Below are 14,232 nucleotides of genomic sequence, written 5' to 3'. Positions count from 1 at the left end.
CGGCGCACCCGGCGCGGTTGCCACGGCCGGTGCCGGTCTCCGCACGTCGGTTCCTGCCCTCCGGGCGCGGCACCGCTGGCACCCGATCCCTGTCGATCCGGCAGACCGGCATCGTCGACGGCACGGACCTGGCGTTCGGCGGCCCGTGCCCGGACAGGGCGGATCCGCGCCGGGACCCGGTCGCGACGGCGCCGGCTTGGCGGAACGTCGTCCGAGCCGCGCCTCACAGGCCCGCCGGCAGGCCGGTCGCCGAGGGCGTGGCGGTGGACGTGGACGGGGGCAGGGGGCGGGTGGCACCGGCGATCAGGATGGCGACGACCTGCAGGGCGGCGACGACGAGCAGGGCGCGCAGGATGGTGACGTGGCCGGCGACCATCCCGATCAGCGGGGGCCCGGCGAACGAGGCGAGCTTGCCGACGGTGGAGACGACGGTGACGCGGGCGGCGGCCTGGCCGGGGTCGTCGGCGCCGGCGCTCATCCCGACCGGGTAGCCGAACGCGGTGCCGACGCCCCACAGCAGCGCGCCGGCGAGGGCGGTGGCCAGGTTGGGGCCGAAGATGAACAGCAGCAGGCCGGCGATCGTGACGGCGCCCAGGGCACGCAGGACGGCGACCCGGCCGTAGCGGTCGAGCAGGCCACCGCCGAACCAGCGCACGGCGGTCGTCGCGGCCAGGTAGACGGCGTAGCCGAGGCTGCCGACCGCGGCGGCGGCGCCGTGGTCGTCGATGAGCGCGACGGCGATCCAGTCGCCGGCGGCGCCCTCGCCGAACGCGAACGCGAGCACGAACAGCCCGATGAGGATGGTGCGCGGTTCCCGCCACGCCCGCAGCGAACCCCCACCGGGTGCCGCCGGGCAACCGGCGGCTCGGCGAGGTAGTCGCGGGCCGCCACGGGCACGGCCACGATCACCAGGAGCGCGACGGCGGTCAGGTGCGCCGCGACCGGGACGTGCAGCGCGACGAACGCCGCCGCGACGGCCGCGCCGGCGACGGTGCCGGCGGCGAACGCGGCGTGGAAGCGAGGCATGACCGACCGGCCGATCCGGCGCTCGACCTCGGCGCCCTGGACGTTCATCGCGACGTCCCACACCGACATGGCGAAGCCGATCACGAGCAGGCCGGCGACCAGGACGAAGCGGCCTGCCGCCGGACCCGGCAGGTCGGCGAGGCCGGTGACGACCAGCCCGCCGCCGGTCACGACCGCCGCGGCGGCGACGGTGCGGCGCTGGCCGAGCCTGGCCAGGACCGGGCCGGAGAACGGCCGCGACACGAGCGAACCGGCGGCGGCGCCGAGCAGCACCCAGCCGAGCCCTGCCGGGCTCAGGTGCAGGTGGTCCCGCAGCTGCGGGATCCGGGCGACCCAGCTCGCCAGCAGCAGTCCGCAGGCGGCGAACACGACGTACGTGGCGCGGATGGCGGCGTTCAGCGGCATGGCGGGGCTCGCAGTCTCGCGTGGCAGCGTCCCGGCGGGAGCTGATCGAGCCGGACGGTAGGGGCGAGAGCGCTCTCAGGACAAGGATGCGGTGCTGCCGCGCAGGACGGCCTCGACCGCGAACCGCCGCCGGAGCCCGGCCGGGACGTCGCCGTCCAGCAGGAGACGGGTCGCGGCCGCCGCCATGTCCTCCACGGGCACGCGCATCGTGCTCAGCGGCGGGTTGGCGCACACCGCGGCCAGGCTGTCGTCGAAGCCGATGACGTTGACGTCCTGCGGGACGCGCCGGCCGGTGGCGGTGACCGCCTGGACCGCGCCGGCGGCCATGAGGTCGCAGGCCACGAACACCGCGTCGACGTCCGGGTACCGGTCGAGCAGGTGCCGGGCGGCGTCGTGGCCGTGCTCGCGCAGGAAGTCGCCGCCGTCGACCTCGATGCGGGGCAGGCCGAGACGCTGCACGGCCTGCACGTAGCCGGCCCGGCGGTCCAGCGCGCAGGTGCTGGCGTCGGGTCCGTGGATCGCCGCGATCCTGCGGCGGCCGAGCCGGTGCAGGTGCTCGACCGCGGCAGCCGCGCCGCCGAGGTTGTCCGCCTCCACCGCCGGCACCGACGCCGCCGTCGCCACCACCGACACCGCCCGCGGGCACCGCCGGTGGAACCGGGCCGCGAGCGCCGGTGGGACGTTCGTCAGGATCGCGCCCAGGGTGGCCTTCGCCGCGATCGCGTCGATCGCCGCGGCGGCGCCGTCCTCACCGACCGCGTGCATCCGGACCGGCACGTCCTCGGGCTCCAGCACCGACATCACGCCGGCCAGGACCCTGCTGTAGTACGGATGCGTCCCCAGCCGGCCGATCGACGCACTGAACGTGACCGCGATGACGTCCACCACCCGCTGCCGGCCGGATGCAAGGGCCCGTGCCGTCGGGTTGGGCAGGTAGCCCAGCGCGGTGATCGCGTCGTGCACCCGTGCCCGCACCGGCGCGGAGGCGCCGGGCTCGTTGTTGATGACCCGGGACACGGTCGCGCGGGACACGCCCGCCGCCCGGGCGACGTCCTCGATCGTCGGCCGGGTCCCGCTCATCGGAGGGTCGCGATCCCGGCGAGGACGAGGTCGACGCCGGCGAGGAACTGCTCGCGGTCGTCGTGGTCGCGCAGCTGGGCGGCGACGCTGCGGGTGAACGGGTACTCGTCCGGGTCGAGGTCGGCCGACGCCGCGGCGAGGACTGCGGTGCGGTCCGTGCCCGGCTCCTGCGAGCGGGCGAGCGCCGCGTTCTGCCCGGCGACGCCGAGGATGTAGTTCAGCACCGCGGACGCGGCGCCGAACTGGGCGGCGGCGGGGACGCCGAGGGCCTGCAGCTGCCGGCCGACGCGCTCGAAGAGCCGCAGGACCGAGCGCTGTGACGGCATACGGGTCAGCTGCGTGCCGGCCCACGGGTGGGCGTCGATCGCGTCGAACACGCCGAGCGCGACCGCCCGGATCGTGGCCCGCGGGTCGTCGCCGGTGACGCCGGCCGCCATCGCGGCGCCGAGGACGGCGTCGGTGGCGGCGATGAGCAGCTCGTCCTTGTTCGCCACGTGCCAGTAGATGGCGCCGGGGCCCGTCCTCAGGTGCGCGGCGAGCGCGCGGAACGTCAGGCCGCTCTCCCCCGCGACGTCGAGCAGCGCGACGGCGGCGGCGACGATGCGCTCGCGGGACAGCGCGTCCGTCCTGGTTGCCATGCACGCATCCTCACATAGCTGGAACGCCGTTCCAAGACGTGATCTCCGTGTGCCTCAGGTCACAGCGCCGTGCGGTCACGTTCCGGCGGGCCGGCTCGTCCTCAGCGCACACAACCCCCGTCGAGGAGGACGCATGTTCGCCGCCTACGTCACGCTCACCGTGCTCGCCGTGGTTTTCAACGGCAGCGCCGCCGTCACGTACCTGATCGGCCACGACTACCCGAAGACGCAGGCGGACATGAAGCGGGTGCCGCGGTCGTGGGTGCCGGTGCTGGGCTCGCTGCTGGCGGCGGGGACGCTGGGGCTGCTGGCCGGGTTCGCGGTGCCGCTGCTCGGCGTCCTCGCGGCCGCGGGCCTGGTGCTGTACTTCATCGGCGCGTTCGCCGCGCACCTGCGCGTGGGCTCCCGGCAGCTGGTCGGCCCGGCCGTGTTCCTCGCCACCGCGGTCGCCGCGCTCATCGTGAACGTGGCCCACACCTGGTGAGCATGTCGAGGATCCGGTGGGCGCCCGCGTGCGTCGAACCCACTGAACGGTTCCGCGACGAGATGGAGTATGCCGTGCGCAACAGATTCGGGCAGACCCTCGCGGGTGTGACGGCCGTCCTCGCGCTGGCGACCGCCTGCGCACGTGGTGACGTCGCCCGCGACCCGGCGGCCGCGGTGACGGGCCATCCGGTCGCCGCCCCCGCGGATGCCAGGGACGTCGAGGTCTACGTGCAGGTGCTGCGCCGATACCTCGGCACGCCGAACGAGAACTCGTTCCCCGAACGCACGTTCCGGAAGGTCTTCGTCCTCGACCGCACGGTGCCCGGCATCGGCGATCCGCAGCCGCACCAGGCCCCGCGCGACGCCATCCCCGGCGACACCCAGCAGCGCATCGCCGGCGCCCTGGCCGACCTCGGCCCGGTGTCGTTCGTGGCGGACCGGGACTCGGTGATCGAGACGGAGGGCGGCTGCGGCGTCGTCAAGGACGAGGGCATCCTGATCACCCTCGGGCCGGTCGACGGGCGCGGCGACCGGGTCGAGGTCGGCATCAACGGATACGTCGCCTGCCTCGGCGCCACCTGGCTGACCTACATCGTCGAGCACACCGCCGGCACCGGCTGGCGGGTCACCGGCACGACCGGTTCGATGACGATCTCCTGAGCCGCAGCGGGACTCAGCCGGCGACCGCGGCGTCCCAGCCGGGTGAGATCAGGTCGAAGATCTCGTCGACTGCGGCCGCCGGGTCCGCCGCCGCGCGGGCCAGGGGGTAGACGGCCAGGACGAAGCGGGCGGACGCCCGGCAGGCCGTCGACGGCTCCGCGAGGCCGAGGTCGACGGCGATCGCGGCCGCCAGGGCCTCCTCGTGGCGCAGCCACATCCTCGACTCGTAGTCGCGCAGGGCTGGGGAGCTGTCGACGAGCCGCCAGAAGGGCGCCGTGGCGGGGCCTGGCGAAGTCCCGCACCGTCGCGTGGAGCAGCTCGCGCAGCGCCCGTCCCCTGGTGTCCAGTGGCCTGGCGTACAAGGCCGCGGCCGGGCTGGCGACCGCCGGCCTGGGGTACCTGGTGACGCTGCAGCTGCAGCTCGACTGGGGGTGGACGCCCGCACGCGCGGCCCTCGGGATGCTGCCGCAAATCGTCGTCCTCGTCGCGGGCGGCGCGTTCGTCGGCCCGTTCGTGCGGCGGGTCGGACTCGAGCGGGCCCCGTGGCTCAGCGCCACCGCGGTCGTGTCCGGGCTCGCCGTGTACGGCGCGCTGGGCCGGTTCGGCTACGCGTGGGTCGCGGTGGCGCTGGTGCTGGTCGCCGCCGGGATGCGGGTCGTCGGCGTGGTCGCCGGGGTCAACGTGCTGCGCGGCCTGCCGCAGGACCGGACCACGATCGGCGCCGCGCTCACCGACACCGCCACCGAGTTCGCCTCCGGTGCCGGCATCGCCGTCACCGGCACCGTCCTCGCGGCGCTGTTCACCGGCGACATCGCCGCCTCGCACTGGAGCGCCCGGCAGACCGCCCAGTTCCAGGAGGCGGTCACGGTCTGCGGCGCCGTGCTCACCGTCGTCGCGGCGGCGCTCGTCGGATGGGCGATGCTCCGCGCACGCGGCGCCGCCGGCGTCACGCAGCCAGGTATGCGCGACCCAGCAGGTGTGCCGTCCTCGGCGTGAGCGCGGCGGGCGCGAACCCGAACCGCTCGACGTCGCCGAGGGTGAACCCGTTGCGGGCGATGGTGGCGGCGGTGTCGCGGTTGGGGTGGCAGCCGCCGGCCAGGCGCGACCACAGCGGGGTGGCGGCGTCCTCCAGGAGACCGACCAGCCGGCGGGTCGAGCGCACGTGTTCGTAGAAGCGCAGCTGCCCGCCGGGCCGCAGCACCCGCCGGATCTCGCTGAGCGCGGCGTCGGGATCCGGGACGCTGCACAGCACCAGCGAGCACACGGCGGCGTCGAACGTGCCGGACTCCGCGGGCAGCTCCTCGGCGGTGCCGGCCAGGACGGTGACGCGCACCGGCGCACCCGCCGCCGCACGGGTCGCGATGTCGCGCAGGTACGGGTCGGGCTCCACCGCACGCACGGCGGTGACCTGCGGCGGGTAGTGGGCGAAGCAGGCGCCGGTGCCGGCGCCGACCTCGATGACGGTGCCGGTGAGCCCGGCGAGGAGCCTGGCGCGGTGGGCGGCGGCGCCGCGGGCGTCCATGCGCGGGACGGCGGCGGCGAACGCCCGCGCGAAGCGCTCCTGCCCTGCGTTGCGTCCGGGCCGCGGTGATGCTGGCACGGGATCACTCCTCCCGGGTCGTCGCGGGCGGCGCGTCACACGGCGCCGTCGGCGAGGGTGACGGCGAGCAGCCCGCCGTCCGGCTGCAGCGCGAACTCCAGGCGCTCCACGCTGTCCTGGTGCACGGACAGACCGGCGACGACGGTGCCGCCGGGCAGGGGCCCGTGGTCGACGTCGGGGTCCGCCCCGCCGAGCTCCTGCCATTGTGCTGCCGTGGCACCCGTGGTCACCGCGCGGGTCGAGGGGCCGACGGCGCACAGCGCGGCGAGCAGCACGAGGTCGGACATGTCGGCGTACACGACCGGCGGGCCGGGCGGCCACCGGTCGACGTCCACGGTGGCGGCGACCTCGACCGGGCCGGGGATCCACGCCGCCGGGTCGATCGCCGGGCGCCACCCGGCCGTGCACACCGCGAGGGCATGCCGGCGGACCGGTGCAACGATCTCGGCCGGCGCGCCGAGGGCGTCGAGGGCGGCCAGTTTCGCCGCGGCGGCGGTCAGCGTCGTGAGGGTCACCTGCGGCAGCTCCAGGCCGCCGCCGACCTCGGCCGGTTGCAGGCGCCGCACCAGCTCGGGCAGCGGCACGCCCACCGCGGCGGCGGCCGGTGCCAGGGTCCGCGCGGCGACGACCGTCCGCAGGGCGGGCAACGCCGCCTCGAACGCCGGCAGACGCTCGGCGAGGTAGCGGTCCAGCGCCGCCGTCCACGATTGCGCCGGGGCCGCACCGGGGACCTGCCGCCATGCGCTTTTCGCCGCGCGTACCGCGGCATCCAGCGCCATCAGCTCGGCCCGGTCGACCGGGAAGACCTGCGGACCGGATGGGAACAGGCCGCGGAGCATGCCGGACGCGTCCACGCTGAGCGCGTCGGCGCTGCGCGGGTGCGTCACGTGGCGAGGAGCTCGTCGAGGCGGCCGGCCTCCACGTGCGCGACGTTGCCGCCGGCGTCCATGGCGGCCTCCAGCAGCATGGCGAGCGAGGTGCCGAGCACCAGCACGTCGGCGGGGTCGTCGAGCAGGTTGGCCCGGGGCGCGTGCCACTCGTCCACGCGCTCGACGTGCTCCACCCGGCACAGCACCCAGCGGGTGGTCATCGTCGCGTGGTCCGTGAGCGACGCAATGGCCCGGCCGCCGGCCAGGTCGAAGAGCAGCCCCATGTTGAAGTCCCAGGTGCCGATGTCGACGGAGGGTCGCTCGTTCGGCGGCAGCAGCCGCCAGTCGCCGCCGAACAGTGACGCCGTGCCGAACCGGTCGTAGAGCGCGATCAGCTCGGCGGGCCCCTCATGGCACTCGTCGACGGGCGGGGTGGTGTCGTGCTCGCGCGCCATCCGGTCGAGCACGTCGTCGATCTCGACGGCCGCGGGCGCGACGTGCCAGCCGGCGACGGGACGCAGGGCGCCGCCGGGGTCCTGGGCGACGCCGACGAGGCCGCCGTGCAGCGCCACCGCCCGGTTGTCGCCGCCGCCGCGGTCGTTGACGTTGACGACCACCCGCGACAGGGTGGCGGGCACCTCGCTGCTGACGATGCCGGGACCGTGGTAGAGGTCGCCCGGCTTCGCGGTCACGCCGCTCGGCTCGCCGAGCGGCAGCTCCAGCAGCGGGTTCGGCCGGTCGAGTGCGGCGCCCTTGAGGTACGGGTAGAAGCGGGCGATCCAGCCGGTGATGACCTCGCCGCCGTAGGCGTCGACCGGGTTGTAGATCCGCCGCCAGAAGTCCAGGTCCGGCTCGCCGGCCGCGGCCCGGACGAACTCGTCGGCGATCGGCGCCAGCGACCGGCGCCACGCCTGCAGGCCGAAGCGGTCGAGCGCGTCGAGACGGGCGCGGATGCGCCGCCAGTCCCCGACCGTGCCGGTCACCGTCACCGACGGGATGCCGCAGATCGAGATCAGCCACAGCGAGAAGTACGGCGAGTACACGTCGAGCAGCACGATGCGCCCCACCGCCCGATCGACGGCGGTGCTGGTGGAGAAGTCACACTCGAACAGGTCGGCGTCGTCGACCTCGGCGGCGAGCAGCTTCGCGAACGACTCGGTCGCGTCGGCCCAGCCGGCGGCGTCGCTGGGCACGCCGCCGAGGAGGGTCACCGCGAGCCGCCGCTTGCCGGCATGGCGCACCAGCCGCGGGCGCAGCTCCTCGGCGTGCAGCCGGACGTGCTGAGCGACGCCCTGCGCGATCGTCAGCCACACCGCGTCGGGCGACAGCACCAGCGGCCGGTGGTCGGCGAACGCCCTGGCGACGGCGCTCAGCAGCGGGTGCACGCCGTCGGGCTCCAGCACCGGCAGCGCGGGGTCGCCGCCGACCGCGAGAGCCTCGGGGAACAGGTCGCCGAGCGGCCGCTCCGGCAGCCGCGAACCGGCGGGAGTGACGTCGTCGACCGCGAACGTGGCCATGCCGAAACGATAACCGCCGGCCTCGTGCCGGGCGGTCCCACCGACGGCGCCCCGCCGCGCCTCCGGGCCGGCGCCGCACCCGCGTGTCGCCGTGCCCGCTCTCCGGCGGCGTGCCGGTGCACCGGGCGGGCCGGGCACGGCGCGCGGTTCAGCTCGCGTCCGGACGGCGCCAGACGCACCGCGCGGTTCAGCTCACATACGGACGGCGCCGGGCGCGCCGCGCGGTTCAGCTCGCGTGCGGCCGGCGGCGGGGCGCGGCTCGCCGGAACCGTCCGCGGGCCGGTGCCAGCCGCGCTCGGCGGCGGCGTGCCACCAGCCGGGCGGCGAGGGGCCGGTGACACGCGACGTCGGCTGGTCCGGGTGCAGCCCGAGCCGCCACAGCGCGGCGGCGTCGACCCTCACGTCGATGTAGCCCCACGGGCGGCCGTCGTCGTAGCGGCCGCAGGCGAGGCCGAACATCCACTGATCGTCGGCGATGGGCATCCAGTCGATGCCGCGCTCGCGCAGTCAGGCCCGCAGCGCCGCCGCCGGCCGTGGACAACCCGGGACGTTCTCGTAGCCGAACACCGGCACCCAATCCATGTCCCGGATCCTGTCACATCCCGGCGGCGGGCGGGGTCTTGTGGTTGACGCACGAACACGCACCACGGAGGAGTCGCAGTCATGCAAGCACGAATCAAGCACCCGGTCATGGTCTTCCCCGCCGCACTGAAGGCCCTGCACGCCCTGGGCAGCGCCACCGGCGACACCTTGCCCGAGTCCACCCGTAACCTCGTCTACCTGCGGGCCAGCCAGATCAACGGCTGCTCCGTCTGCCTGGAGATGCACGCGACGGACATGCGCAAGGCCGGCGAGAGCGACGAGCGCATCTTCACCGTCGCCGGCTGGCGGGACGCGCCGTACTTCAGCGACGCCGAGCGGGCCGCGCTCGCGCTGACCGAGGCGACCACCCGGATCGCCGACCGCGCCGACGGAGTGCCGGACGACGTCTGGGACGAGGCCGCCGCGCACTACGACGAGGAGCAGCTTGCGGCGCTGGTGCTGGCCATCGCCTCGATCAACACGTGGAACCGGCTCAACGCGGCCACCCGGGCCGTCGCCGGTTCGCACGGCGGCTGACCGCCGACCGGCGGCTGACCGGCGGCCGTCACCGGTAGGGCCGCAGCAGCGCGACGACGTCCGGGCGGCGCAGCGCGCGTCCGCGGTGCGCGGCGAGGTCGAACTGCCCGGCGGGCAGTGCCGCCCGCACGGCGGCGCGCACGGCGGGCGCGTGCAGCGGGTCGATCCGCTCGACGGCGACGCCGAGCTCCGCCGCCATGGCGTCCACGGCGCCGAGCAGCACGGCGGCGTCCGCGGCCGGCCCGCGCAAGGCACCCACCCTTGCGCCGTCCTCCGCGGGTGGGCCGACTGAAGACGGGTCGGCTGAAGGCGGGTCGGCGCCGTCCCCGGCGCACAGCGGGCCGGCGCCGTCCGAGGCCGACCGCGGGCCGGCGCCGTCCCCGGCGGACCGCGGGTCGGCGCCGTCCCCGCGCACGGCGGGTCGGCGCCGTCCGAGGCGGGCAGGTCCGCGAGCGCGCCCGCGGTGCTCTGCGCGATCATCAGCCAGGACGTCCGGTCGCCGGACCGGTGCAGGTGCGCGAGGACCGCGGCGCCGAGGGCGGCGGCGACCCGCGGGCGGCCCCGCTCCCGTTCGATGCGGATCAGCGCCCACGCCGCCGAGCAGGCGACCCACTCGTGCCCGCACCGCACGGCGGTCCGCCACGCGGTGTCCAGGTGCGGCACTGCCGCCTGCGCCCCGGTGACCAGGCTGTGGACGAGGCCGAGCGAGGCCGACGCCTCGGCGCGCACCCAGTCCAGCCCGGTGGCGGCGGCGAGCCGGGTGCCGCGCTCGGCGGCGGCCGCCGCCCGCAGCGGGTCCGCGCCGGCCAGGACCGCGAAGTGCGCGGCGTAACCCAGGCAGCGGGCCTCGGTGACCGTGTCGCCGGCGAGGGACGCCAGGTCCCGGGCGAGCGTCGTCAGGGTGTGCGCCTCGCGGATGTCACCGGCGAGGTAGCGCAGGGCGCCGAGGGCGAACCAGGCCCGGGCGGTCACCGCGGCCGGCACGCCGTCGCGGCCCGCGTGCGCCAGGAACTCCCGCAGCAGCGCGGTGCCCTCGACGACGGCGCCCCACCGGTACCAGAACCACAGCAGCGCCGCCGCGATGCGCTGCCCGGACTCGTGGTCGCCGTCGTCGCGGGCGGTGCCGAACGCGGCACGGATGTTGTCGCGCTCCCCGGCCAGCCGGGCACCCCAGTATCCGGCGCCGCCGGCGACCATCGCCCGGTCGGCCTCCTCGACCAGCTGCACCGTCCACCGCAGGTGCGCGCGGCGCGTGGCGTCGCGTTCCGCGTCGTCCTGCTCCCCTGCGGCGAACTGCCGGACGGTCTCCAGCAGCCGGTAACGGTCCCCGGGCTCGCGCACGACCAGGGAGCGGTCCACTAGGTTGCCGATGCCGTCGGCCGGCGCGGCGGGCGCTTCCGGGGCCAGGCCGGCGACCAGGACGTCGACCGCGTCGAGGGTGAACCCGCCGGCGAACACGCTCACCGCCCGCAGCAGGTCCTGTTCGGCCGGCCGCAGCAGGGTGTACCCCCACCGCAGCGCCGCCGCCACGGACCGGTGCCGCGCGGGACCGCCGCGGGCGCCGTCGTCGAGCAGGCCGAGCCCGGCGCCGGCGGCCAGGTCACCGGCCAGCCGGTCCAGGGGCAGCACCCGCGAGCGGGCCGCGGCGATCTCCACGGCGAGGGCAGCCCGTCGACGGCCACGCAGATCCGCCGGATCAGCCGCTCGTCGGCGGCGTCGGCGGACCAGCCGGGGCGGGCCGGCCGCGCCCGCCGCACGAACAGCTCGGCGGCGTCGTCGAGGGGCAGCGGGGCGACGTCCACGATCGTCTCGCCCGCGACCCGCAGCGGCTGCCGGGACGTGGCGAGGACCCGGACCCCGGGGCAGCCCTGCAGCAGCGCGGTCACCAGGTCGGCGGCGCCGCCGGCCAGGTGCTCGCAGTTGTCCAGCACGAGCAGCGTCTGCCGGGTGCGCAGCACGTCCGTCAGCCGTTCGGTGTCCTCGACGCCGACCAGCCCGAGTGCCCCGGCGACGGTCGCGGCGAGCCGTTCGGTGTCGCGGACCGCGGCGAGCTCGACCAGCCGGGCGGCCGCCGAGGGCCGGGCCACGTCCAGGGCCAGCCGGGTCTTGCCGACCCCGGCCGGGCCGACGAGCGTGACCAGGCGCTGCCCGGCGAGTAGCGTCGCGACCTGCTCGGCCGCCGGCCCGCGGCCGACCGTCTCGTCCAGCGCCGCCGGGAGCTGCCCGGGGCTCCGCGGCGCCGGGTGCACGGTCTCCGCGCCGCTCAGTACCGGCGCCTGGACCAGGATCAGCTCCTCCAGCCGGCGCAGCCGGTCACCGGCGTCCACGCCGAGCTCGGCGGTGAGCCGGCGCCGCACCGCGCGCAGGGTGGCGAGGGCGTCGTCCTGCCGGCCGGCGCGGTACTGGGCCAGCGCCAGCAGCTCCGACAGCCGCTCGTCCAGCGGCGACCGCTCCACCAGCGCCGTGAGCGGCGCGATCGTCGCGGCGTGCTCGCCCAGCGCGATCGCGCGGCCTGCCGGTCCACGTCCATGCCGGCGCGGACGTCCTGCAGCCGCGCGGCGTGCGAGGCGAGCAGCGGCACGTCCGGGACGTCCTCGTAGGGCCGGCCACGCCACAACGGCAGCGCCGTGTCGAGCACGGCCGCGGCCGCCGCGGGACGGTGCGCGACCAGCGCCGTGTGCGCCTCGGCCGCCGCCCGCTCGAACCGGTCCGCGTCGACGCTGAGCCGGGGCAGGCGCAGCGCGTACCCGTCGCCGTCGCGCACCACGAGCCTGTGCGCCTCGCCGCCCGGCTCGAGGATCCGCCGCAGGGAGGCGATGCAGCCGTGCAGGGTGGTGTCGGCGCGGCCCGGCGGCCGCTCGGGCCAGACCTGCTCGATGAGCGTGCCGGCCGGCACGACCCGTCCGGCCGCGGCGGCGAGGAGCGCCAGCACCGTGCGTGGCCGGGGCGCACCGACCCTGACCTCCCGGCCGTCCACGCGGACCCGCATCGGCCCCAGCACCGACAGCGATACGTCGTCCATCTCGCCTCTCGGTTCCGGATCATCGTGCGTCACCCGGAACCGTAGAGCGATCACCGCGCGCCGTCGTCCGCCGCGAGGCTGAGGGTCCTCCGCATCGCGGCGGACGCACGGGTCACGGCGGCGGCGCCGTCGGCAGCACCGCCCAGCTCAGGTGCCGGGTCGTGGTGGCCATCGTGTGCCGGATCACCTCGCACCCGCCGGCGGTCAGGATCTGCGACCGGGCGTGCAGGTCGGGGTGGCAGCCGGCCCGGTGCCCGCTGTCGAGCTCGGTGTACGTGCTGATCCGCAGCTGGTCCGGGATGCGCGACGCGATCACGTGCACGGCGGCGGCGGGGCACCGGTCGAGGCACTGGAGCAGGCCGAAGACCAGCGCGCGGGCCGGGTGGACGAGGTGTGGCAGGTGCCAGGTCGAGCAGGTGTCGGCGACGAGGCACCCGGCGACGCCGAACGACGCCGGCTCCGGCGGCAGCCTGCGGTGCACCCAGTCCGTCGACGGGATCCGGTCGTGGATGACGTCGATGGCCTCGGCCGTGGTCGGATACAGCGGCAGGTCCGGATCGAGGGCGTGGAGCCGCTCGGCCAGGACCGGGTCGGCGCAGCACACCAGCAGGTTGACGCCCGGGCCGGCGGCGGCGTCGCGGCGCAGCGCGGGGATCACCTCGGCCGCGCACGGGTCGGCGACGTCGATCTCGCTGAGGTCCACGATGACCGCGGTCGGCGAGTCCATCAGGCATTTGAGGACGGTGCCGTGCAGCTGATGGTGGTTGCGACTGGTCAGCGCGCCGCGGGGACGCACCAGCACCGCGTCATGGGCGACGAGCGGCACGACACTCAGAATGAGAATGTCCATGTCGATCTCTCGGTCGAGGGCATGGCGGCCTCAACGTATCGCGCCTCATCACCATTTGTCCAGATTGATACTACGCTCAGTGAGCATCGCCACGGGTTCCTGCATCGCCGAGGTGCGCTGCGGTATATTCACGTCCAGGGTTCCACGGACCATGCCCCAGACCCCGGCATCTGACGCCGGAGGTCGGGCATGCGCTCACCGTCGCCGGACGATCCACAGTCGATGCAGGCGCCGACGGTCGTCCTTGCCCGCCGTGACGAGACCACGCTGCACCTGACCGTCGTCGGCGAGCTCGACACGCTCAGCATCAACCGTCTCCGTGAGCACGCCGACCGGGCGCTCGCCGAGTGCCGCCCCACCACGGTCGCGCTCGACCTCGACGGCGTGCCGTTCCTCGACGCTGCCGCCGCGATCCAGCTGCGCCGCCTGTATCACCGCGTCGCCGACGCCGGCGGCCGGCTGTCCGTCACCGCGGCGCAGCCGTTCGCGTGGTGGCTGCTCAACGCGTTCACCCTGACGCCGACCTGCCCGCCCCACGACACGTACCGCCTGCAATCGGAGCCGGGCAGCTGATCCGGTCTCACGACCAGTCGGTGACGCGGCCCTCCGGGGTGTCGACGACGAAGCACGCGGACTGCAGGATCTCCAGGAGCGCGGCGCGGACCCGGCCGATCGCGTCGTCGTCCACGTCGAGGCGCACCCGCAGGTCGCAGGGCACCCCGAGGGTCGCGGCCGCGGGCCGGCCGAGCTCCAGGGACAGGTCGTGGTCAATGAGCGTCCAGGCGTTCACCGCCCACGTGGCGACCGTGCCGGCGCCGTCGATCACCTCGTCGACCCAGCCGTCGTAGCGCAGCCGGATCAGCATCACGTGGACGCCCGAGGCGCTCAGGATCAGCGTGTGCTCGTCGCCGGTACGCCGGACGTCGGCCCGGTCGGCCCGCAGTGCTGTGCCGTCCACAG

Annotated in this window: 18 protein-coding genes and 2 pseudogenes; 7 read left to right on the top strand and 13 right to left on the bottom strand. The window is 75.8% G+C overall.

Going from position 1 to position 14,232, the window contains the following annotated elements; translation table 11 throughout:
* Positions 1 to 223: 223 nt before the first annotated feature.
* The 4 genes and pseudogenes from OHA72_RS39755 to OHA72_RS39740 form a co-directional block, all read right to left on the bottom strand.
* Positions 224 to 784, bottom strand: coding sequence for an MFS transporter (locus OHA72_RS39755; RefSeq protein ID WP_327001237.1), 561 nt, complete (start codon positions 782 to 784; stop codon positions 224 to 226).
* A gap of 122 nt (positions 785 to 906) precedes the next feature.
* A pseudogene (locus OHA72_RS65085) lies at positions 907 to 1,431 on the bottom strand (MFS transporter); the annotation flags it as partial.
* Positions 1,432 to 1,506: 75 nt separating this feature from the next.
* Positions 1,507 to 2,511, bottom strand: a complete 1,005-nt coding sequence (locus OHA72_RS39745; protein WP_327001235.1) for a LacI family DNA-binding transcriptional regulator — start codon at positions 2,509 to 2,511, stop codon at positions 1,507 to 1,509.
* Positions 2,508 to 3,149: a TetR/AcrR family transcriptional regulator gene (locus OHA72_RS39740; RefSeq protein WP_327001234.1), complete on the bottom strand. Its 642-nt coding sequence runs from the start codon at positions 3,147 to 3,149 to the stop codon at positions 2,508 to 2,510. The genes OHA72_RS39745 and OHA72_RS39740 overlap by 4 nt, the downstream gene beginning before the upstream one ends.
* 133 nt (positions 3,150 to 3,282) lie before the next feature.
* Between OHA72_RS39740 and OHA72_RS39735 the strand changes: the two genes are divergently transcribed.
* Complete coding sequence (locus OHA72_RS39735; protein WP_327001233.1) at positions 3,283 to 3,633, top strand: DoxX family protein; 351 nt, start codon at positions 3,283 to 3,285, stop codon at positions 3,631 to 3,633.
* Positions 3,634 to 3,707: 74 nt separating this feature from the next.
* Positions 3,708 to 4,295 carry a hypothetical protein gene (locus tag OHA72_RS39730; protein WP_327001232.1) on the top strand — a complete coding sequence of 196 codons (588 nt, stop codon included), beginning with the start codon at positions 3,708 to 3,710 and terminating at the stop codon, positions 4,293 to 4,295.
* A gap of 13 nt (positions 4,296 to 4,308) precedes the next feature.
* Here the strand turns inward: OHA72_RS39730 and OHA72_RS39725 are convergent, their stop codons facing one another.
* Positions 4,309 to 4,512, bottom strand: a complete 204-nt coding sequence (locus OHA72_RS39725; RefSeq protein WP_327001231.1) for a hypothetical protein — start codon at positions 4,510 to 4,512, stop codon at positions 4,309 to 4,311.
* A 122-nt stretch (positions 4,513 to 4,634) separates the two neighbouring features.
* Between OHA72_RS39725 and OHA72_RS39720 the strand changes: the two genes are divergently transcribed.
* Positions 4,635 to 5,291, top strand: coding sequence for an MFS transporter (locus OHA72_RS39720; protein WP_327001230.1), 657 nt, complete (start codon positions 4,635 to 4,637; stop codon positions 5,289 to 5,291).
* Here the strand turns inward: OHA72_RS39720 and OHA72_RS39715 are convergent.
* The 4 genes from OHA72_RS39715 to OHA72_RS39700 all read right to left on the bottom strand — a co-directional run bounded on the left by OHA72_RS39715 (position 5,242) and on the right by OHA72_RS39700 (position 8,764).
* Positions 5,242 to 5,895, bottom strand: a complete 654-nt coding sequence (locus OHA72_RS39715; RefSeq protein WP_327001229.1) for a class I SAM-dependent methyltransferase — start codon at positions 5,893 to 5,895, stop codon at positions 5,242 to 5,244. The genes OHA72_RS39720 and OHA72_RS39715 overlap by 50 nt on opposite strands.
* Before the next feature lie 35 nt (positions 5,896 to 5,930).
* The gene (locus OHA72_RS39710) at positions 5,931 to 6,782 is read right to left on the bottom strand and encodes a hypothetical protein (RefSeq protein WP_327001228.1); all 852 of its coding nucleotides are present in this window, start codon (positions 6,780 to 6,782) and stop codon (positions 5,931 to 5,933) included.
* Positions 6,779 to 8,281 (bottom strand): DUF4419 domain-containing protein, encoded by a 1,503-nt coding sequence (locus tag OHA72_RS39705; RefSeq protein WP_327001227.1) that lies wholly within the window; start codon positions 8,279 to 8,281, stop codon positions 6,779 to 6,781. Before OHA72_RS39705 ends, OHA72_RS39710 begins: the two co-directional genes overlap by 4 nt.
* A 192-nt stretch (positions 8,282 to 8,473) precedes the next feature.
* The gene (locus OHA72_RS39700; protein ID WP_327001226.1) at positions 8,474 to 8,764 is read right to left on the bottom strand and encodes a hypothetical protein; all 291 of its coding nucleotides are present in this window, start codon (positions 8,762 to 8,764) and stop codon (positions 8,474 to 8,476) included.
* A 180-nt stretch (positions 8,765 to 8,944) separates the two neighbouring features.
* On the opposite strand from OHA72_RS39700, the gene OHA72_RS39695 reads away from it, so the two are divergent.
* Positions 8,945 to 9,400 carry a carboxymuconolactone decarboxylase family protein gene (locus OHA72_RS39695; RefSeq protein ID WP_327001225.1) on the top strand — a complete coding sequence of 152 codons (456 nt, stop codon included), beginning with the start codon at positions 8,945 to 8,947 and terminating at the stop codon, positions 9,398 to 9,400.
* Positions 9,401 to 9,428: 28 nt separating this feature from the next.
* Here the strand turns inward: OHA72_RS39695 and OHA72_RS39690 are convergent, their stop codons facing one another.
* A complete protein-coding gene (locus OHA72_RS39690; protein WP_327001224.1) occupies positions 9,429 to 9,650 on the bottom strand; it encodes a hypothetical protein in 222 nt (73 codons plus the stop codon).
* Positions 9,651 to 9,974: 324 nt separating this feature from the next.
* On the opposite strand from OHA72_RS39690, the gene OHA72_RS39685 reads away from it, so the two are divergent.
* Complete coding sequence (locus tag OHA72_RS39685; protein WP_327001223.1) at positions 9,975 to 10,232, top strand: hypothetical protein; 258 nt, start codon at positions 9,975 to 9,977, stop codon at positions 10,230 to 10,232.
* A gap of 71 nt (positions 10,233 to 10,303) precedes the next feature.
* A complete protein-coding gene (locus OHA72_RS39680; protein ID WP_327001222.1) occupies positions 10,304 to 10,762 on the top strand; it encodes a hypothetical protein in 459 nt (152 codons plus the stop codon).
* 98 nt (positions 10,763 to 10,860) lie between these two features.
* Here OHA72_RS39680 and OHA72_RS39675 read toward each other — a convergent pair.
* Both OHA72_RS39675 and OHA72_RS39670 read right to left on the bottom strand, forming a co-directional pair.
* Positions 10,861 to 12,389: pseudogene (locus tag OHA72_RS39675) on the bottom strand (BTAD domain-containing putative transcriptional regulator).
* Between the two features lie 145 nt (positions 12,390 to 12,534).
* Positions 12,535 to 13,272, bottom strand: a complete 738-nt coding sequence (locus OHA72_RS39670) for an STAS domain-containing protein (RefSeq protein WP_327001221.1) — start codon at positions 13,270 to 13,272, stop codon at positions 12,535 to 12,537.
* A gap of 189 nt (positions 13,273 to 13,461) precedes the next feature.
* Here OHA72_RS39670 and OHA72_RS39665 point away from each other — a divergent pair, with 189 nt between their 5' ends.
* Positions 13,462 to 13,845 carry an STAS domain-containing protein gene (locus tag OHA72_RS39665; RefSeq protein WP_327001220.1) on the top strand — a complete coding sequence of 128 codons (384 nt, stop codon included), beginning with the start codon at positions 13,462 to 13,464 and terminating at the stop codon, positions 13,843 to 13,845.
* A 7-nt stretch (positions 13,846 to 13,852) separates the two neighbouring features.
* On the opposite strand, the gene OHA72_RS39660 is transcribed toward OHA72_RS39665, so the two are convergent.
* Entirely contained in the window at positions 13,853 to 14,230 is a 378-nt protein-coding gene (locus OHA72_RS39660) for a hypothetical protein (protein ID WP_327001219.1), read from the bottom strand.
* Positions 14,231 to 14,232: the final 2 nt, after the last annotated feature.

Source organism: Dactylosporangium sp. NBC_01737, assembly GCF_035963215.1.
GTDB lineage: Bacteria > Actinomycetota > Actinomycetes > Mycobacteriales > Micromonosporaceae > Dactylosporangium.
This window is presented reverse-complemented; position numbering and strand designations above follow the sequence as displayed.